14 protein-coding genes are annotated in these 19132 nt (G+C 71.9%); 7 read left to right on the top strand and 7 right to left on the bottom strand.

Annotated features, from left to right (window positions below):
• Nucleotides 1-48 precede the first annotated feature (48 nt).
• Both C1708_RS16740 and C1708_RS16735 read left to right on the top strand, forming a co-directional pair.
• Entirely contained in the window at nt 49-951 is a 903-nt protein-coding gene (locus C1708_RS16740) for an LLM class flavin-dependent oxidoreductase (protein ID WP_106413440.1), read from the top strand.
• 98 nt (nt 952-1049) lie between these two features.
• Nucleotides 1050-1943 carry a Cof-type HAD-IIB family hydrolase gene (locus C1708_RS16735; protein WP_198602515.1) on the top strand — a complete coding sequence of 298 codons (894 nt, stop codon included), beginning with the start codon at nt 1050-1052 and terminating at the stop codon, nt 1941-1943.
• A gap of 24 nt (nt 1944-1967) precedes the next feature.
• Here C1708_RS16735 and C1708_RS16730 read toward each other — a convergent pair whose 3' ends face one another.
• The 5 genes from C1708_RS16730 to hisC all read right to left on the bottom strand — a co-directional run bounded on the left by C1708_RS16730 (nt 1968) and on the right by hisC (nt 10891).
• Nucleotides 1968-3020 (bottom strand): M23 family metallopeptidase, encoded by a 1053-nt coding sequence (locus tag C1708_RS16730; RefSeq protein WP_106413438.1) that lies wholly within the window; start codon nt 3018-3020, stop codon nt 1968-1970.
• A gap of 475 nt (nt 3021-3495) precedes the next feature.
• Nucleotides 3496-7005 carry a thiol reductant ABC exporter subunit CydD gene (gene cydD, locus C1708_RS16725; protein WP_106413437.1) on the bottom strand — a complete coding sequence of 1170 codons (3510 nt, stop codon included), beginning with the start codon at nt 7003-7005 and terminating at the stop codon, nt 3496-3498.
• A 12-nt stretch (nt 7006-7017) separates the two neighbouring features.
• Nucleotides 7018-8022 (bottom strand): cytochrome d ubiquinol oxidase subunit II, encoded by a 1005-nt coding sequence (gene cydB / locus C1708_RS16720; protein WP_106413436.1) that lies wholly within the window; start codon nt 8020-8022, stop codon nt 7018-7020.
• A gap of 20 nt (nt 8023-8042) precedes the next feature.
• Nucleotides 8043-9548: a cytochrome ubiquinol oxidase subunit I gene (locus C1708_RS16715; protein WP_106413435.1), complete on the bottom strand. Its 1506-nt coding sequence runs from the start codon at nt 9546-9548 to the stop codon at nt 8043-8045.
• A 263-nt stretch (nt 9549-9811) separates the two neighbouring features.
• Nucleotides 9812-10891 (bottom strand): histidinol-phosphate transaminase, encoded by a 1080-nt coding sequence (gene hisC / locus C1708_RS16710; protein WP_106413434.1) that lies wholly within the window; start codon nt 10889-10891, stop codon nt 9812-9814.
• A gap of 438 nt (nt 10892-11329) precedes the next feature.
• Here hisC and C1708_RS16705 point away from each other — a divergent pair, with 438 nt between their 5' ends.
• The 3 genes from C1708_RS16705 to C1708_RS16695 all read left to right on the top strand — a co-directional run bounded on the left by C1708_RS16705 (nt 11330) and on the right by C1708_RS16695 (nt 15226).
• Nucleotides 11330-12442, top strand: a complete 1113-nt coding sequence (locus tag C1708_RS16705) for a LacI family DNA-binding transcriptional regulator (RefSeq protein ID WP_106413433.1) — start codon at nt 11330-11332, stop codon at nt 12440-12442.
• A 639-nt stretch (nt 12443-13081) separates the two neighbouring features.
• The gene (locus C1708_RS16700) at nt 13082-14173 is read left to right on the top strand and encodes a metallophosphoesterase (RefSeq protein ID WP_106413432.1); all 1092 of its coding nucleotides are present in this window, start codon (nt 13082-13084) and stop codon (nt 14171-14173) included.
• A gap of 183 nt (nt 14174-14356) precedes the next feature.
• The gene (locus tag C1708_RS16695; protein WP_106413431.1) at nt 14357-15226 is read left to right on the top strand and encodes a hypothetical protein; all 870 of its coding nucleotides are present in this window, start codon (nt 14357-14359) and stop codon (nt 15224-15226) included.
• Between the two features lie 64 nt (nt 15227-15290).
• Here C1708_RS16695 and C1708_RS16690 read toward each other — a convergent pair whose 3' ends face one another.
• The gene (locus tag C1708_RS16690) at nt 15291-16673 is read right to left on the bottom strand and encodes a VWA domain-containing protein (protein ID WP_106413430.1); all 1383 of its coding nucleotides are present in this window, start codon (nt 16671-16673) and stop codon (nt 15291-15293) included.
• Between the two features lie 391 nt (nt 16674-17064).
• On the opposite strand from C1708_RS16690, the gene C1708_RS16685 reads away from it, so the two are divergent.
• Both C1708_RS16685 and C1708_RS16680 read left to right on the top strand, forming a co-directional pair.
• The gene (locus tag C1708_RS16685; protein WP_241911272.1) at nt 17065-17517 is read left to right on the top strand and encodes a hypothetical protein; all 453 of its coding nucleotides are present in this window, start codon (nt 17065-17067) and stop codon (nt 17515-17517) included.
• Nucleotides 17518-17575: 58 nt separating this feature from the next.
• On the top strand, nt 17576-18148 hold the full coding sequence (locus C1708_RS16680) for a DUF4240 domain-containing protein (protein WP_106413428.1): 573 nt from the start codon (nt 17576-17578) through the stop codon (nt 18146-18148).
• A gap of 140 nt (nt 18149-18288) precedes the next feature.
• Here C1708_RS16680 and C1708_RS16675 read toward each other — a convergent pair whose 3' ends face one another.
• Entirely contained in the window at nt 18289-19122 is an 834-nt protein-coding gene (locus C1708_RS16675; protein ID WP_106416336.1) for a hypothetical protein, read from the bottom strand.
• Nucleotides 19123-19132: the final 10 nt, after the last annotated feature.

The raw sequence follows: 19132 nt of genomic DNA, 5'->3' as shown, positions 1-19132 counted from the left end.
CAGGGTGTGTTTCACGTGAAGCCGGACGCGCCGCTTAGGCTCGGTGGCATGAGCCTGCGCCTGAGCACCGTGATCCTCCCGTACCGCCGCTGGCACGAGGGCAGCCGTTCCGCCTGGGTGCGGGCCGAGGAGCTCGGCTTCCACGCGGGCTACACCTACGACCACCTGTCCTGGCGCAGCTTCCGCGACGGCCCCTGGTTCGGCGCCGTCCCGACGCTCACCGCCGCCGCGGGCGTGACCGAGCGGATGCGTCTGGGCACGCTGGTGACCTCGCCGAACTTCCGGCACCCGGTCACCCTCGCCAAGGAGCTCATCTCCCTCGACGACATCTCCGGCGGCCGGGTCACCCTCGGCATCGGCGCGGGCGGCACCGGCTTCGACGCCACCGCCCTCGGCCAGGAACCGTGGACCCCGCGCGAGCGCGCCGACCGCTTCGCCGAGTTCGTGCCCCTGCTGGACCGGCTGCTCACCGAGGCCACGGTGTCGTACGAGGGCGACTTCTACGCGGCGCACGAGGCGCGCAACGTCCCCGGCTGTGTCCAGCGGCCCCGGCTGCCGTTCGCCGTGGCGGCGACCGGACCGCGCGGACTGCGGCTCGCCGCCCGCCACGGGCAGGCGTGGGTGACCACCGGCGACCCGAAGCTGTACGAGAGCGGCACGCCCGAGCAGTCGGTTCAGGCCATTCGCCGCCAGACGGAGAAGCTCGCCGACGCCTGCGCCGAGATCGGCCGGGACGTCACCGAACTGGACAAGATCCTGCTCACCGGGTTCACCCCGGACCGGGGCCGCCCGCTGGAGTCCCTGGAGGCGTTCGTCGACTTCGCCGGCCGCCACATCGCGCTGGGATTCACCGAGATCGTGCTGCACTGGCCCGTCCCCGACTCCGACTTCGCGGCGGACCAGAAGGTCTTCGAACGGATCGCGATGGAGGCCCCGGCGCAGCTGCGATGAGCGAGGACGGGCGCCGCCCTCCCGAGGAGGAGCGAGAAGCCGCTGGTGACGTCGGTAATCACTCAGATGTGCGGAGTCCCGCACGGCCGTGCGGGCATATGCGGGACAATGGCGGGGTGACCTCAGCGATCCGAGAGCCCGAGACCCCGGCCGCCACCACCCCACCGCGGCTCATCGCCACCGACCTCGACGGCACCCTGCTCCGCGACGACAAGTCGGTGTCCCCGCGGACCGTCACGGCCCTCGCCGCCGCCGAGGAGGCGGGCATCGAGGTCTTCTTCGTCACCGGCCGCCCGGCCCGCTGGATGGACGTGGTCAGCGACCACGTGCACGGCCACGGCCTCGCCATCTGCGGCAACGGCGCCGCCGTCGTCGACCTGCACGGCGGTCCGGGCGCGCACCGCTTCGTCAAGGTGCGCGAGCTGCCTCGCGGCAACGCCCTGGACGCGGTGGGCCTGCTGCGCGACGCCGCCCCGGGCACGGTGTACGCCGTGGAGCAGACCTACGGCTTCCACCAGGAGCCGGCGTACCCGAAGCTGCACATGGAGACACCGGACGGCCTGGCGCCCGCCGAGGAGCTGCTGGCCCCGGACTCCCCCACCGGCGCCGAACCGGTGCTGAAGATCCTCGCGTACCACCCCGAGATGGAGCCGGACGCGTTCCTCACCCTGGCCCGGCTCGCCATCGGCGACCGCGCCACCGTGACCCGCTCCAGCCCGAGCGCCCTGCTGGAGATCAGCGGGCCCGGCGTCTCCAAGGCGAGCACCCTCGCGCTGTGCTGCGCCGAGCGCGGCATCTCGCACGAGGAGGTCGTCGCCTTCGGGGACATGCCGAACGACGTCGAGATGCTGACCTGGGCGGGCCGTTCCTACGCGATGGGCAACGCCCACCCGGACGTGCTCGCCGCCGCCTCGGGCCGCACGGTCGCCAACAACGACGACGGCGTGGCCGTGGTGATCGAGCAGCTGCTGAACGAACGGACGCGGGCGTAACGCGCCTGCGGCTCACGGGTCCGGTCAGAGGGTCACCCCGCGCCGGGCCAGCCACGACACCGGGTCCACCGACGACCCCGTCTCCGGCGTCACCCGCACCTCGAAGTGCAGGTGCGGTCCCGTGGAGTTTCCGCTGGTCCCGGACTGGCCGATCCACTGGCCGGGGGACACCGGCTCCCCCTGGTCGACGGCGACGGCGGCCAGGTGCGCGTACTGGGTGTGGTAGCCGCCGGCGTGCTCGACCACGATCTCGATGCCGAACGCGCCGCCGCAGGACACCTTCACCACCTTGCCGCTGCCCACGGCCCGCACCGGCGTCCCGATCGGCACCGCGAAGTCCTGCCCGGTGTGCCGGTTCGCCCAGCGCGCGCCGCCGCTGCCGTAGGAGGCGGACAGCTCGTACGTCTCCACGGGAGCCACCCAGGAGGTGGTGTACCGCGCCGGCGGCTGGTCGAGCCGGACGGCGCCGCGGCAGGAGCCCGCCGTCACCGAGGCGTCCGCCTCGCCCTGGAGCTTCCAGCGCGCGGTCTCGAGTTTCTGCTCGATGTCCCGCCTCAGCGCGGCGAGTTCCTCGTTCCGCTTCTCCAGCTTCCTCCAGGCCTCCGCGGCCTTCGCCTCGTCCCGGGCGATCCGCGCCTCCGCCCGCTCGCTGCGGCCCAGCGCCTGGTCCAGCGTCACCTCGGCCTGCCGCACCACGCGCTGACCGCGCATCAGCTGCTCCGGGTCGTCCGCGAGGAGCATGTGCGCGGTGAGCGGCAGCCCGCCGCCGTCCCGGTACTGGGAGCTGGCGATCCGGCCCAGGTCCTCGCGGAGCCCCGCGGCCTCCTGTCGTTCGCGGTCGAGCCGCTCCTCCAGCCGCTGCGCCAGGTCCCGCTGCTTCTCGGCCTCCTCGCGTCCGGTCTCGTACCGTTCGGTGGCCTTCGCCGCCTCCTCGTAGAGCCGCGCCACCTCGGCGCTGACGGAGGAGGAGCCGTGGCCTGGGGCGTGGGATCCGTCACCGTCGGCGGGCCGGGCGGCGAGCACGGCGAGCGCGCAGAACAGCACGGTGACGAGCAGCGGGCGGCGGGTGAGACGCATGCCAGCGATCCTGACCGCGCACCGGGGCGGGAGGCGCGTTCAGGTCGTACAGATGGGGGAGGACACACCCCCGGACGGATGCTTCGGCCGTCGTCCGGGAGCCCGGCGGCGCTGACGAAGCGTCAACCTCCGGCCCTGTCACCTCCGTCGAGATGAGAACTGGAGCCCAGACACTCCTCAGGTGGTGTGTCTGATGCCCGTGTGCCTGCGGTGGTCCGAGTGGCCCGGTGGTTCTTGTAGAGCGCAAGCAACGGGCTGCAGACCGAGGGCTCGCGCATGTCCCGCACGCGCTCCGGCACGTGGAGCGTGCGTAGTCCCACGCACGCGATGCCCACACAGGAGGAGCTGCCATGAACGTGCTGACCGAGCTGCTCGCCGGGGCCGTCCACCTCGTGGGCCGGCTCGCCCGACGTGCCGGAGGGGGCCGTCCCGACACACCGTCGAGGCGGCCCCCTCTCGCGTGCGCGGGTGCCCGTCAGGACGCCGTCACCAGGGCTCCCGCCGCCTCCTCCCGCAGCGCCATGTCCCGCAACGGTCCGTCGACGACGAGCAGCTCCGCGTACGGTCCGCGCTGCACCACTCGTCCCGCGTCCAGCACGATCACCTCGTCCACCGCCTCCAGGCCGGCCAGCCGATGGGTGACGAGGACGGTCGTGCGGCCCTCGGTGGCGGCCAGCAGATCCGCTGTGAGCGCGTCCGCGGTCGGCAGGTCGAGGTGCTCGGCGGGCTCGTCCAGCACCAGCACGGGGAAGTCCGCCAGCAGCGCCCGGGCCAGCGCGAGCCGCTGCCGCTGACCACCGGACAGCCGCGCGCCGTGCTCACCGACGAGCGTGTCCAGCCCGTCCGGCAGTCCGTCCGCCCAGTCCAGCAGCCGGGCCCGGCCGAGCGCGTCGCGCAGATCGGCCTCGGTCGCGTCCTTCCGGGCCAGCAGCAGGTTCTCCCGGATCGAGCTGTTGAACAGGTGCGCGTCCTGCGCGCACAACCCGACCATGCGCCGTACGCCGTCCCCGTCCAGGGCGCGGGCGTCCACACCCGCGAGCGTGTAGGAACCGGCGCCGGGGTCCAGGAACCGCAGCAGCACCTGGGCGAGGGTGGTCTTGCCGGAGCCGGAGGGACCGACCACCGCGACGCGGCGGCCCCGCTCCAGGGTGAGATCCAGTCCGGCGAGCGCGTCCCGGTCCTGCCCGGGGTGGCGGGCCGTCAGCCCCTCGAGGACGAGCGGGAACGGCGAGAGCGGAGCCGGCCGGGGCGTCTCCGGCTCACGCACGGGCGCCGCGGCGTCCAGCACCTCGTACACGCGCTCCGCGCTGCGGCGCACCCGCTGCCGGTGCTGCACGGCGAGCGGCATGCCGAGGACCGCCTCGAACGCGGCCAGCGGGGTGAGGACCACCACGGCCAGGGCCACGCCGTCGAGCCGGCCGGAGGCCACGCCCTGCACACCGACGAGGGCGGCGGCCGTCACGGTCAGGCCGGAGATCAGCGCCGTGAGCCCGTCGCCGAGGCCGGTGGCGGCGGCGGACCGCGAGGCGATGCGGGTCAGGACGCCGTCGGCCCGCCGCGTCCCCTCCGACCGCGCGGGCAGCGCCCCGGCGACGGTCAGCTCGGCGGTGCCGGTCAGCAGGTCGGTCACCCGGGTGGCGAGGACGCCGCGGGCCGGCGCCAGCCTGCGCTCGGTGCGCCGCGCCACGGCGCCGGTGAGCAGCGGGACGCCCGCGCCCGCCGCCAGCAACCCGGCCGCGAGCACGGCGCCGGCCTCGGGCAGCAGCCACGCGGTGAAGCCGACGGACAGGGCGGACACGGCGACGGCGGCACCGGCGGGGAGCAGCCAGCGCAGCCAGTAGTCCTGGAGCGCGTCCACGTCGGAGACCAGCCGGGTCAGCAGGTCACCCCGGCGGGTGCCGCGCAGTCCGGCGGGTGCGAGCCGTTCCAGCCGCCGGTAGACCGCGACGCGGGTGTCGGCCAGCACGCGCAGCACGGCGTCGTGGGACACCAGCCGCTCGGCGTAGCGGAACACGGCCCGGCCGATGCCGAAGGCGCGCGTCGCGGTGACGGCCATCATCAGGTACAGCACCGGCGGCTGCTGCGAGGCGCGGGAGATGAGCCAGCCGGACGTCGCCATGAGGCCGACGGCGCTGCCCAGGGCGAGCGTGCCGAGGAGCAGCGCGAGCGTGATCCTCCCCCGCCGGGCGCCGGACAGGGCACGGACCCGGGCGAGCACCCCGCCGGGAGCGGGCTCGGTGGGGGCGTCGGGGACCGTCTCCGGCTCGGAGTCCTCCTCGGATACGGCGCCCGGCGCCACGGGTGCGTCCGTCCGAGCGGCGGCGGCCGCCCCGCCCGCGACCCCGTCGTGAGCGGCGGGCGCCGTCAGCCGGACCACCCGGTCGGCGACGGCGAGCAGCGCCGGGCGGTGCACCACCAGGAGCACCGTCCGGCCCTCCGCCAGCCGCCGTACCGCCGCCACGACCTCGGCCTCCGTGGCGCCGTCGAGGGCTGCCGTCGGCTCGTCGAGCAGCAGCACGGGCCGGTCCGCGAGGAAGGCCCGGGCCAGCGCGAGCCGCTGCCGCTGCCCGGCCGAGAGGCCCGCCCCGTCCTCGCCCAGCACCGTGTCGGCCCCCTCGGGCAGGGCGTCCACGAAGTCCAGCGCGCCCGCGTCCCGCAGCGCGCGCCGCACCGCCGCGTCGTCCGCGTCGGGACGGGCCAGCCGCACGTTCTCCGCGATCGTCCCGGCGTGGAGGTGCGGACGCTGCGGCACCCATGCGACGCGGCGGTGCCAGTCGGCGAGGTCGAGTCCGCCGAGGTCGGCGCCGCCGATGCTCACCCGGCCCGCGTCGGGGCGGACGAAGCCCAGCGCCACGTTGAGCAGGGTGGACTTGCCGGACCCGCTCGGCCCGACGAGCGCGACCGTCTCTCCGGGGGCGACGGTGAAGGACACGTCCGTCACCGCGTCCGTGGACCGGCCGGGGTAGCGGACCGTCACGTTCTCGAAGGCGACGGCGCCCCGCGGCACCGCGCCCTTCCCCGCCGCGGGCGCGGGCGTCTCGAGCACCGTGAAGATCTCCTCGGCCGCTCCGAGTCCTTCCGCGGCCGCGTGGTACTGCGTCCCGACCTGACGCAGCGGCAGATACGCCTCCGGAGCCAGGATCAGGATGAGCAGGCCCGTGTAGAGGTCCAGCTCGCCGTAGACCAGGCGCATGCCGATGGTCACGGCGACCAGCGCGACCGAGAGGGTGGCGAGGAGTTCCAGCGCGAAGGACGAGATGAAGGCGATCCGCAGCGTCCGCATGGTCGCCCGCCGGTACTCGGCGGTGATCCTGCGGATCGACTCGGCCTGGGCCTTGGCCCGGCCGAAGACCTTCAGCGTCGGCAGCCCGGCGACGACGTCCAGGAAGTGACCGGACAGCCGGGAGAGCAGCAGCCACTGGCGGTCCATCCGGTTCTGCGTGGCCCAGCCGATCAGCACCATGAAGACGGGGATGAGCGGCAGGGTGCCGACGATGATCGCCGCCGACACCCACTCCTCGGTGACGATCCGCGCCAGCACGGCGACCGGTACGACCACCGCGAGCCCCAGCTGGGGGAGGTACCGGGAGAAGTAACCGTCGAGGGCGTCGACGCCCCGGGTCGCCAGGGTGACCAGCGACCCGGTGCGCTGTCCGTCGAGCCACCCCGGTCCCAGTGCCGTCGCCCGGTCCAGCAACCGCCCCCGCAGCTCCGACTTCACGGCGGCGCTCGCCCGGTGCGCGGCCAGTTCGGTCAGCCAGCCGACCAGGCCGCGGCCGGCCGCCACCGCGACGAGCAGCAGCAGCGGCGTGCGCAGCTCACCGGCGGACCGGCCGTCCTGGAAGGAGGAGACCACGATCTCGGCGATGAGCATGGCCTGGGCGACGACCAGCCCCGCGCCGACGGCCCCGAGGCCGACGACCGCTGCCAGGAAGCCCCGGGTGGCACGCGCGTACCGGATGAGGCGGGGGTCGATTGGTTTCACGTGAAACACACCTCAGTGCACGGGATCGGCGATGTGCTGGGTGCCGATCCGCTTGCGGAAGACCCAGTAGGTCCAGCCCTGGTAGAGCAGCACCAGCGGGGTGGCGATGACCGCGAGCCAGGTCATGATCTTCAGGGTGTACGGGGCGGACGAGGCGTTGGTGACGGTCAGGCTCCACTCGGGCTCCAGCGTGGAGGGCATGACGTTCGGGAACAGCGTCAGGAAGAGCATGGCCACCGCGGCCACGATCGTGACGCCGGACAGGGTGAACGACCATCCCTCGCGTCCCGCCTGGTTGGCCGCCAGAGCGGCGACCAGCGAGGCGACCGCCACACCGAACGCGACCAGGCTGGCGCCGTCACCGCGTTCGGCCTGCGTCCACAGCAGGAAGGCCGATGCCAGCACGGCGGTGACGAGCCCCACCTTCAGGGCCAGCTTCCGTGCCCGCTCCCGGATCTCCCCGACCGTCTTGAGGGCCGTGAACACCGTGCCGTGGAAGGTGAACAGGGTCAGCGTGACCAGACCGCCCAGCAGGGCGTACGGATTGAGCAGGTCCCAGACGGTGCCCACGTACTCGAAGTCGGCGTCGAGCTTGACCCCGCGCACGATGTTGCCGAAGGCGACGCCCCACAGGAACGCCGGGAGCAGCGAGGTCCAGAAGATCGCGGTCTCCCAGTTGCGCTGCCAGTTCTCCTCCGGCCGCTTGGCCCGGTACTCGAAGGCGACACCGCGGACGATCAGGCAGACCAGGATGGCCAGCAGCGGCAGGTAGAAGCCGGAGAAGAGGGTGGCGTACCACTCGGGGAAGGCGGCGAAGGTCGCTCCGCCGGCCGTGAGCAGCCAGACCTCGTTGCCGTCCCAGACCGGCCCGATGGTGTTGATGAGCACCCGCTTCTCGGCCCGGTCGCGGGCCAGCAGCCGGGTCAGGACGCCGACCCCGAAGTCGAAGCCCTCGAGGAAGAAGTAGCCGGTCCACAGGACCGCGATCAGGACGAACCAGACGTCGTGCAGTTCCATGACAGTGCAGCTCCCTCGGCCTAGTACGAGAAGGCCATCGGCTTGTCGGCGTCACGGACGTCGCCGCCGAGCTTCGTGGGCGGGTTGAGGTCGGAGTCGCTCAGCTCGGGCGGCCCGGCCTTGACGTACTTGACGAGCAGCTTGACCTCGATGACGGCCAGCACGGCGTAGAGCAGGGTGAAGACGGTCATCGAGGTGATGACCTCGGCCTGCGAGACGCCGGGGGAGACCGCGTCCTCGGTGCGCATCACGCCGTAGACGACCCAGGGCTGACGGCCCATCTCGGTGAAGATCCAGCCCCAGGCGTTGGCGATCAGCGGGAAGGCCATGGTCCACACCGCGGCCAGCCAGTACAGCCGGGTCAGCCGGGAACCGAGCGGCTGCTTCAGCAGCACCAGACGCGGCACCTCGTCCTCGCCGGTGCGGTACGCGGCCGGCAGCAGGAACTTCTTCCGGGTGAGCCACAGCCCGAGCAGACCCACCGAGAAGGAGGCCATGCCGAACCCGATCATCCAGCGGAAGCCCCAGTAGGCGACGGGCACGATGGGCTTGTAGTCGCCGGGTCCGAACTTCTCCTGCAGCGCCTCGTTGGTGTCGTTGATGCCGGGCACGTACGACTCGAAGTCGCTGTGGGCGAGGAAGGACAGCAGGCCGGGGACCTCCAGGGCGACCTTGTTGTGCCCCTCGTCGACGTCGCCGTAGGCGAAGACGGAGAAGGGCGCGGGTGCCTCGCCGTCCCAGAGGGCCTCGGCGGCGGCCATCTTCATCGGCTGCTGCTCGTACATGACCTTGCCGAGGGTGTCGCCGCTGACCGCGGTGAACAGTCCGCCGACCGCCAGGGTGACCAGCCCGAGCCGCAGCGAGGTGCGCATCACCGGGATGTGCTTCTTGCGCAGCAGGTGGAAGGCCGCGATGCCGACCATGAAGGCGCCGCCGGTGAGGAAGGCCGCCGAGAAGCTGTGGAAGACCTGGTTGAGCGTGGTGTTCTGGGTGAGCACCAGCCAGAAGTCGGTGAGCTCGGCGCGGCCCTTCTCCTCGTTGATCCGGTAGCCGACCGGGTGCTGCATCCAGGAGTTGGCGGCGAGGATGAAGTACGCCGACAGCAGCGTGCCGATCGAGACCATCCAGATGCAGGCCAGGTGGATCCTCTTCGGCAGCCGGTCCCAGCCGAAGATCCACAGGCCGATGAAGGTGGACTCGAAGAAGAAGGCGATCAGCGCCTCGAAGGCGAGCGGCGCCCCGAAGACGTCACCGACGAACCGCGAGTAGTCGGACCAGTTCATGCCGAACTGGAACTCCTGCACGATGCCGGTGACGACGCCCATCGCGATGTTGATCAGGAAGAGCTTCCCCCAGAACTTCGTCGCTCTGAGGTACTTCTCCTTCTCCGTCCGCACCCAGGCGGTCTGCAGCCCGGCGACAAGGGCGGCGAGCGAGATCGTCAGGGGGACGAAGAGGAAGTGGTAGACGGTGGTGATTCCGAACTGCCATCGCGCCAGGGTCTCCGGCGCCAGAGCCAGATCCACGTCGTCGCTCCTTACTTCGCCGTGGTGCAGCAGCCGCGCTGAGCCCGCTCCGTCCCCGGTCATCTCGGGAGAAACGGGATGCGCTTGTGAACGCGTTCACATTCACAAGCAATTATGACGTACTGCTTTCACGACCCGGAAGGGGGGTCCGGTGTGATGTCAACCCCTTCGCCCGGCGTCTCCGGACGCGGGGACGAACCCGCCCCGGACACGACGAGGGGCGGCCGGCGGATCACCCGCCGGCCGCCCCTCGCACCCGCGGGTCAGCCCTGGGTACGGAACTCCTCGGCCACCTTCAGGAAGAGGTCGTTCGCCTCCGTCTCACCGACGGTGACCCGCACCCCCTCGCCCGGGAACGGCCGGACGACCACACCGGCCTGCTCGCACGCCTGCGCGAACGGCACGGTGCGCTCCCCCAGCCGCAGCCACACGAAGTTGGCCTGGGACTCGGGCACCGTCCAGCCCTGGGCGCGCAGCCCGTCCATCACCCGGTTCCGCTCGCACACCAGGGCGCCGACCCGGCCGATCAGCTCGTCCTCGGCCCGCAGCGAGGCGATCGCGGCCTCCTGGGCGATCTGGCTCACACCGAACGGCACCGCCGTCTTGCGCAGCGCCGCGGCCACCGGCTCGTGGGCGATGGCGAAACCGACGCGCAGCCCGGCGAGACCGTACGCCTTGGAGAAGGTGCGCAGCACGCAGACGTTGGGCCGCTCCCGGTAGAACTCCACGCCGTCCGGCACCTCGGGGTCGCGGATGAACTCGCGGTAGGCCTCGTCCAGCACCACCAGGACGTCCCCGGGCACCCGGTCGAGGAAGCGCTCCAGCTCGGCCCGGCGCACCACGGTGCCGGTCGGGTTGTTGGGGTTGCAGACGAAGATCAGCCGGGTCCGGTCGGTGATCGCGTCGGCCATCGCGTCCAGGTCGTGCACGTCGCCCTCGGTCAGCGGGACCTGCACGGACGCGGCGCCGCTGATCTGCGTGATGATCGGGTAGGCCTCGAAGGAGCGCCAGGCGTAGATCACCTCGTCGCCGGGGCCGGAGGTGGCCTGCAGCAGCTGCTGGGCGACGCCGACCGAGCCGGTGCCCGTGGCCAGGTGGGACGCCGGGACCCCGAAGCGCTCGGACAGCTCGGCCGTCAGGGCGGTGCAGGCCATGTCCGGGTAGCGGTTGAAGGAGGAGGCCGCGGCCGTCACGGTCTCCATCACGCCCGGCAGCGGCGGATAGGGGTTCTCGTTGGAGGACAGCTTGTACGCCACCGGCCCGTCGGCCGCGGCGGGCTTGCCCGGCTTGTAGGTGGGGATCCCCTCCAGCTCGGCGCGCAGCTTGGGGCTCGTCTCGCTCACCGCAGTCCTCCTCGCGAAGACCGGCGGCCCATGACCGCCGCCGACATCCAATACTCCTCACCTTATGAGGATTCGGCGTCGCTGCGTATAGGGACGGCGACGGCTCCTGCCTTCCCGTCCGTCACATGGACAACACAGGCGACATCGCCCGTACGGGTGCGAAGGGCGTGCATGTCAGGGGCGCGCTGCACATATATCTATGCGCCGGTGGTTCGCGCCGTGGCGCGCATCACCCGTGCAGGTGAGTTGAGACCTCTTCGCAACATCACACCCTCGCCAGGCTCGCATGCGCGGACACGCCAGGGGCTGGCATTGGAACGTTCAACACCCATGGTTTCGCAGGCGGTTGACACTAAATGATCATGCAGAAACGTGCCTGCCAATGCGTGCATATGCGTCCGCCCTACCCCACCGCATGAGCCCTACTATCGGCTCGCCATGACAGCAGCAGGGAAGCACCAGGTGAGCCGCGCGGAAACCTCACGCCGAGGCAGCCGGCCGGGTCGAGCGGGCATCAGGGACGTGGCCGCCGCCGCCGGAGTCTCCATCACGACCGTCTCCGATGCCCTCAACGGCAAGGGCCGGCTCCCGGACGCCACCCGGCGCCACGTCCGCGAGGTGGCCGACAGACTGGGGTACCGCCCCTCGGCCGCCGCCCGAACGCTCCGCACCGGGAAGTCCGGACTCATCGGCCTGACCGTGACGACGTACGGGGATGAACCTTTCACCTTCACCGAGTTCGCGTACTTCGCCGAGATGGCGCGGGCCGCCACCTCCGCCGCGCTCGCCCGCGGCTACGCCCTCGTCATCCTGCCCGCGACCTCCCGCCACGACGTGTGGTCGAACGTCGCCCTGGACGGCACGGTGGTCATCGACCCCTCCGACCAGGACCCGGTGGTCGGCGAACTGGTGCGCCAGGGCTTACCCGTCGTCTCCGACGGCCGCCCGGCCGGCTCCCTGCCGGTCACGGCCTGGGTCGACAACGACCACGAGGCCGCCGTGCTCGGCATCCTCGACCACCTCGCCGACGCCGGCGCCCGCCGCATCGGCCTGCTGACCGGCACCACCACCGACACGTACACCCACCTGTCGACCACCGCGTACCTGCACTGGTGCGAGCGGGTGGGACAGGACCCGGTGTACGAGGCGTACCCGGCGCACGACCCGTGCGCGGGCGCCGTCGCCGCCGACCGACTGCTCGCCCGCCCGGACCGCCCCGACGCGGTCTACGGGCTCTTCGACCCCAACGGCACCGACCTGCTCGCCGCGGCCCGCCGCTACGGGCTGCGGGTGCCCGACGACCTGCTCCTCGTCTGCTGCAGCGAGTCCACGGTCTACGCCAACACCGAGCCGCCCGTCACCACGCTCTCCCTGAAACCGCGCCGCATCGGCACGGCCGTGGTGCAGCTGCTGATCGACGCCATCGAGGGAGTCGACTCCGACCAGCCGGTCGAGCAGGTGATACCGACCGAGCTGATCGTGCGCACGTCCTCGCAGCGCCGGCCGCCCCGCACGACGGTCAGCCCGCCGAGGTCGCCGCAGGGGACGTGAGCACCCGGGGCACGAAGGGCCGGACGACCAGGGGGAACGCCCCGCTTCCGGAGGGGTGAAGCGAGGCGGGACCCGGCCCGCTCGGAGCTCCCGGGAGAACACGGACCGGCCGTCCGGCGGGACGGTCCGGTCACCGGTGGTGGATGCGCGGATGCGCGGGGACGCGCCGCGGGGATGACGAGGGGACGGCCGGGCGGCCGGAGGGCAGGTCAGGGCACCGGATTCCTGGAACGGGGAGCGGCACGACCGGCCACTGCCGGTTCCGGGTGGCCCGGGTACTGGACGCTCGACGACCGGCCGGTCACGGGGAACGGGGACACGGGGACACGGGGAACATGGGACAGGGATGGGGACGGCAGGGGCTGCCCGTAACCGGAATCCGGACCACCGGCCGGTCGCCGGACGAAGCCCGGCCGGAGGACCGTCAGGCGTCCGGGGGGGCGACCGCGTGCTGGGGAAGGACGCGTTCCGGACGGCCGGAGACCACCGCAAACGGGGCGAAAGCCGCAGTGAACCGGAGTCTTGTTCTGATTCACCACCCCTGGGTCATCACACGGCGCGATCCGCATTCCTATGATGGGCCCACGACACCGCGGGCCGCTGCGACCAGGCAGTCCGACGCGGTGCAGATGCGGCGCGATGGTGGAGGGGTCGATGACTCAGGGGGCCGGTCAGGGACCCGAGGCGGAACGGACGGCGACGTTGCGCGACTTCCGGGTGCCCGCGTACGTCCACGAGACCGGTCCGTACGTCCACAGCACGCACCCCGGTGACGTCGTCCCGCCGGCCGAGGAGGCGTACCCGGACGGGTACACGCCGACCCAGCGGGACCTCCCCGTCATCAACCGGGGTGACACGGTCCAGGTGACCGTCGACCCCGTGGCCGCGCCCGCCCCGCAGCCCGCCACCGGCAAGGGCCCGCTGTACGTGGTCGGCGACGTCCACGGCTACCTGGACGAGCTGGTGGCCGCCCTCCAGGAGCAGGGCCTCATCGACTCCGCGGGCAAGTGGTGCGCCGGCACCGCGCGCCTGTGGTTCCTCGGCGACTTCACCGACCGCGGCCCGGACGGCATCGGCGTCATCGACCTGGTGATGCGGCTGTCCGCCGAGGCCGCCGCGGCCGGCGGCTACTGCAAAGCGCTCATGGGCAACCACGAACTGCTGCTGCTCGGTGCCAAGCGGTTCGGCGACACGCCCGTCAACTCGGGCGCGGGCACCGCCACCTTCCAGGCGGCCTGGCTGCTCAACGGCGGCCAGAAGACCGACATGGACCGCCTCCAGGACCACCACCTGCAGTGGATGGCCCGCCTCGACGCCGTCGAGGAGGTCGACGGCCATCTCCTGCTGCACTCGGACACCACCGCCTACCTCGACTACGGCCGGTCGATCGAAGAGGTCAACGACACGATCCGCGAGACCCTCACCCGGAACGACGCCGACGAGGTCTGGGACCTGTTCCGCAAGTTCACCAAGCGGTTCTCCTTCCGCGACGAGGGCGGCGCCGACGCGGTGCGCTCCCTGCTCGATACGTACGGCGGCACCCGGGTCGTTCACGGACACAGCCCGATCCCGTATCTGCTGGGCGAGGTCGGCTCCGAGGACGGCGAGGACGACAACAGTCCCGCGGTGGCCGAACCGCACGTGTACGCCGACGGACTCGCCATCGCGATGGACGGCGGCGTGACGATGGCCGGGAAACTGCTGGTACGGCAGTTGCCGCTGTCCAACTGAGGTGCCGGCGGGCCGTGTTGCGGCGGTCCGCGACCGCATCCCGGGGACGGTAATTTCCGTAAACCCCCTGTCACCGCGCGCCGTCACCGCTCTACCATCGGCTTATCCGTAGCAGGCTCCCCTCCGTTTCTGCCCGACGGCTCGTCAGCATGCCGAGCCCCAAGCCCTACGGAGCATCGGGGGATGCACATGAACAGCGTTCCGCAGCACCTGCTGAGCGAGGACCGCCAGGACTACGAGCGGATTCTCGATGAGGCGCTGCGCTCCGCACCGCACAGCCCGCAGCCGGCCGCTGTGGGACAGCGGCTCAACTCGGAGCAGCTGCGCACGATGGCGCTGAACGCCACCGCGCTCATCAGCGCGGCCGCGGCGACGGAGTACCAGCACTACGTGAAGGTCCGCGAGGAGGCCCGCCGGCCGCCCTCGGCCGCCCCGGACGTGCGCGACTCCGGCAGCGGCGAGCCGGGGAGCACCGGCGCGGCGGGGTTCGCCGCGCCGATGGGCGAGATGGCCGAGGCCACCGGAGCGGGGGCGGCGGCCGTCGTCGCCGTCCTGGCGCCGGTCCTGGCCGGGACCGCCGCCGCGATATTCCTGCTCGTCGGTTTCGTCCTGCGGACGCTCGACTCCGGCAACGACTTCGCCCGGACGATGCTCACCACCGGCTGGGTGTTCGGCGCGGTCACGGCCGTCGCCATCCTCGTCGCCGGAGCGGGGCTGCTGCTCACCGCGCTGCGCAACAAGCCCTCGGCGCTCGGCGGGACGGACCGGGAGCTCGACGAAGAGGTGGCCCGGGCCAGGGCGGCCTGGCATGAGGCGCTGCTGGAACGGGGCATCGTGCCGTTCCTGCGGGAGGCGCTTCAGGATCCGGCGGGAGCCACGGCACCGCAGCGCACGGCGCCGCCCGCGCCGACCAGCCGCATCCCGCACCTGGGGTACGGCCGGCCGGGCTTCTCCAGTCCCGAGGAGGGGGTGAACCGGGGGAGCCGGCCCAGCTACTCCAGCCCGGACTACTCGAGCCCCGCCTTCGGGGGTCCGGAACACCAGCCGGAGTAGCGTCACGGCCGCGCGCGGGGGCGCACGCCGGGGCTCCGGCGTACGTCCCGGGGGGGGCGGGGTGTCAGAGGATGCCCGCCCCGCGCGCCGCCCTGACCCACTGCGGGAACTCGGACAGCAGCCGGTCGTACAGCTCCGCGTCCGGGACCGTGCTGATGTCGTCGACGGAGAAGAAGCCGACGTTGTCGACGCGTCGCCCGGTCAGCGTGTCGAACCGCTCCAGCACGCCGTAGTCGGCGTGCCCCAGCCCCACGAACTGCCAGAACACGGGCTCCTCGACCGCCTCACGCAGCTGCGCCTCGATCTCGGCGTTGCGGTAGACCCCGCCGTCGGAGAAGAACAGCACGAGCGTGGGGTCGGACGTCGGGTGCCCGCGCACGTACGCGCGCACCTCCGCGATGACTTTCTGCTCCTCGTTCTGGATGCCGACGTCGCGCATGTCGACCTGGCTCGGATCGAGGCCCTTCTTGCGCTTGCGCCGGAACAGGGCGATCTCCCCCACCCGGACGTGCAGCCGCAGCCACTCGGGAAGCTCGCCGAGCCGCAGGTCCGGCAGCCGGACCGGGTGGGTGGCGAACGTCCAGGCCTGCATCTCCCCGTCGTCGTCCAGCTGGGCGGCGACCGCGGCCATCCGCTCGACGACGTCGGCGACGACGCCCTTGGAGTACAGGAAGGACATGGACCCGGAGGCGTCCAGCACGAGGATCACCCGCGCGGTGATCTCGGCGGCCCCGTGCTTGCGCAGGCTGACCGCGACCTGCTCCTTGCGCAGGGACAGCCGCTTGCGCATGTCGACGGGCAGCCGCTCCTCCCCCTTGGTGAGGCGGGTGGCGCCGGACGGGGGTAGCGCGGAGGGAGCGGGGGCGACGGGCGGGGGCGGCGGAGGCGCGACTGCGGCTACGGGCGCCTGGCCGGGGTCGTCGACGGTGATACCGAAGTCCGTGGCGAGTCCGGCGAGGCCGGAGTCGTACCCCTGCCCGACCGCGCGGAACTTCCACGCACCCTGCCTCCGGTACAGCTCACCGCCGATGAAGGCGGTCTCGGAGCCCGCCGCCATGCCGAAGCGGGCGAGCTCGGTGCCCGAGCCGGCGTCCACGAGCCGGAGCGTCAACCCGGGCGCCTGGCCGAAGGTGCCGCCGTCGGCCGACGCCCCGAGCACGATCCGCTCGATCGCCGGCTCCACGGAGCGCAGGTCCACCTCGACGGTGTCGGCGGCGGCCCCGTCGGCCTGCCGCTTGCCCAGGTGCCGCACGGCCCCGGAGGCGTGGCGGGGCTGGTTGTAGAAGACGAAGTCCGCGTCGTCGCGCACCCGCCCGGCCGCGGTGAGCAGCAGGGCCGACGCGTCGAGGTCGGGCACACCGGGCCCCGCCGCCCAGGCGAGCTCGGCCCGCACCACGGGAGCCTCGACGGAAAGATTGGACCCCTTGCTCATCGCCCTCGCTGCCATGGCATCAGTCTGCCCATCCCCGCCAAAAACCACGAGGTGACCCACGGCGCGGCTCCGGACACGCCTTCGCATCCGTGATCGAAAAACACCCGCGCGCCGCCGCACACCTCGCTATGGTCGGCTCCTCCATTCCACCGCGGTCCTGGAGGGACTCGTGCGCGCACACAGACATCGGCTGACGTCGGCAGCCGGGGCAGCCGCCATCGGAGTGCTCCTGGCGGCGGGGTGCTCCCCCGCGCAGAAGCCCGAAGCCGCGGCCAGAGCGCCGGCGTCGAAACCGTTGACGACAGCGCAGCTCGCCCAGGCCGCTCTGAAGGAGAGCGAGGTGCCACGGGTCGCCGGCCCCGTCCCCGTGCAGGAACCCGGCTCCGGCGGCCGTACCCTCCCGCCCGTGTCCGACCCCGCCTGTCAGCCGCTCATCGACATCGTCGACGGCAAGGGTTCGCACGCCCACGTCTTCCAGATCTTCAACTGGAGGGACAACATCATGGGCGGCAGCTCCACACTCGCCTCCTTCGAGGAGGGCGAGGCGGAGGAGCGCTTCGCCGAGGTCAAGAAGGCGGTCACCACTTGCCGCGCGTACGAGGGCGAAAGCTACACGGGTCCCACCAGGACGACGGTACGCCCCGAACGAGCGCCGAAGGCCGGAGACGAGACGGTGGCGTTCCGGTCGATCACCCCCCTTGACCCGAAGGCGGGCGACAACAACACACACACGGTCGTCGTCCGCACGGGCAACACCATCGCCACGTTCTCCGAACTCAGCATAGGAACGGACCGTCACTTCCCCACCGCTCTGATCACCCTCCAGGCCGACCACCTGCGAGACGCCCAACGTCCGTGAGGCAGCCGAACCAGCGGCCACCGCCCGCTGTCATACCGGGATGACACAGTGAGGTCCCATGAACGCGGAACGGTTCTGGAGCCTCATCGAATCGGCCCGCTCGTCGGTCGCCGAGTCCGGTGAGCTCTTCGACGAGGCACTGCTGGACCTCCTCGTCGCATGCCCGCCGCAGGAGATCCTTGAGTACGCCGAACGGTTCGACGACATCCACGACGCTCTGTACCGCTGGGACGTCTGGGCGGCGGCGTATCTCATAGGCGGCGGCTGCTCCGACGACAGCTTCATGGACTTCCGCGCGGGGGTGATCGCGCTGGGGCGGGACTGGTACGAGCGCGTCACAGTGGACCCCGACAGCCTCGCCGACCACCCGGCCGTCGTCGCAGCCGCGGCCACGTGCGACCACGAGGCGGTGTTCTACGAAGACGTGAACTACATGGCCGAAGGCGCCTTCACACGTCTCACAGGCGACCCGGACGCCTTCTACGGGGCTTGGGCCGAGTACCGGTCGGCTGAGCGGCGGAACAGCGCCACGGCCGGCACGGGAGAAGACTTCGATTTCGACGACGCGGACGAAATGCGCCGCCGACTGCCCCGACTGTCGCGGCTCTCCTTCGACTCCCGCGAGTCGTAACGCTGCCTAGCGAGGTGCCGCAGGAACAGACGCCCCGGTTCGATCAACCGCCAGCCGGCCTCCCGACACGGAGTCCCTGATCGTCGCCGCCCGTCCCTGTGCCCGAGCGACGCCGGCAAGGGCCCTCGCACGACTCCGCATCACCGGGCGGGTCGAGCCTCTCGGCTCAGGCGGGGTTGTGCGCGCAAGGCCGGCAACCTGCGGTGGTCATCGTGACTCGACAAGCTTTCGCCCACGGCCAGCAGTGACAGGATCTGCACGGGGCGTCCGGCCGATGCCGCCGCCTCCAGCTTGTGGTGACCGTCGAGCAGGAAATGCGTCAGCCCCCAGTGCTCGTAGCCGTCGGCCGGGTGAGGACTCACCGCGGGACCGCACAGATCCAGAGTCGAAACCGCTACCGCCGTCGGCACACTTCCTCGCCGCATCCGCCGGACGTACTGCTCCACCCGTTCCCGGTCGTTCCACAGCGGAGGGACCATGGGCACGACGAACTCGTAGAGATGCGCGGTGTCGTCGACCACGGTCTCGAACGTGCGGTAGTACGGCGTGCGAGGGTGCTCCGGCAGACCCCAGAACCGATCGGGCCCCCAAGTGGCCACCTGCTCGTTGCTGAAGTAGTCGCCGTCCTGCCCCGGAAGGACCAACCGTGGCTCGACACGCAGCAACAGGGGGAGGTAGTCGCCTTCCGGCAGCAGGGAGCCGAACGCCGTCAGGATGCCGTCGTCCAGGCCGGAGATCCGGTTCGCGAGGCGTTCCCGCAGGTCCTCCAACGACAGCGTCCCGTCGGCGCCCTCGAGCCGCCGGAACAGGAACTGACACGTACCGCACCACATGGACAGCTCGAACGCGGGTTTCCCGTCGAGCGTCAGCAGCCTGCGCCGCGGCGCAGCCCCCAGTCCGTGGAGTTCCGTCTCGAAGCTCAGTCTCGCCTCGTGCCCGGGAACTCCCAGCCTGCGCGGCTCGCCGACGACCATGCTCCTCACG

This window comes from Streptomyces sp. DH-12, assembly GCF_002899455.1.
GTDB lineage: Bacteria > Actinomycetota > Actinomycetes > Streptomycetales > Streptomycetaceae > Streptomyces.
The sequence above is the reverse complement of the archived record's forward strand: the minus strand, read 5'-3'. Positions and strand labels throughout refer to the sequence as shown.

Coding starts and splice junctions, on each gene's coding strand:
- C1708_RS16740 (WP_106413440.1), top strand. CDS start 49: ATGAGCCTGCGCCTGAGCACCGTGATCCTCCCGTACCGCCGCTGGCAC.
- C1708_RS16705 (WP_106413433.1), top strand. CDS start 11,330: ATGACAGCAGCAGGGAAGCACCAGGTGAGCCGCGCGGAAACCTCACGC.
- C1708_RS16700 (WP_106413432.1), top strand. CDS start 13,082: ATGGTGGAGGGGTCGATGACTCAGGGGGCCGGTCAGGGACCCGAGGCG.
- C1708_RS16680 (WP_106413428.1), top strand. CDS start 17,576: ATGAACGCGGAACGGTTCTGGAGCCTCATCGAATCGGCCCGCTCGTCG.
- C1708_RS16690 (WP_106413430.1), bottom strand. CDS start 16,673: ATGGCAGCGAGGGCGATGAGCAAGGGGTCCAATCTTTCCGTCGAGGCT.
- C1708_RS16675 (WP_106416336.1), bottom strand. CDS start 19,122: ATGGTCGTCGGCGAGCCGCGCAGGCTGGGAGTTCCCGGGCACGAGGCG.
- cydB (WP_106413436.1), bottom strand. CDS start 8,022: ATGGAACTGCACGACGTCTGGTTCGTCCTGATCGCGGTCCTGTGGACC.
- C1708_RS16730 (WP_106413438.1), bottom strand. CDS start 3,020: ATGCGTCTCACCCGCCGCCCGCTGCTCGTCACCGTGCTGTTCTGCGCG.
- C1708_RS16695 (WP_106413431.1), top strand. CDS start 14,357: ATGCACATGAACAGCGTTCCGCAGCACCTGCTGAGCGAGGACCGCCAG.
- C1708_RS16735 (WP_198602515.1), top strand. CDS start 1,050: ATGCGGGACAATGGCGGGGTGACCTCAGCGATCCGAGAGCCCGAGACC.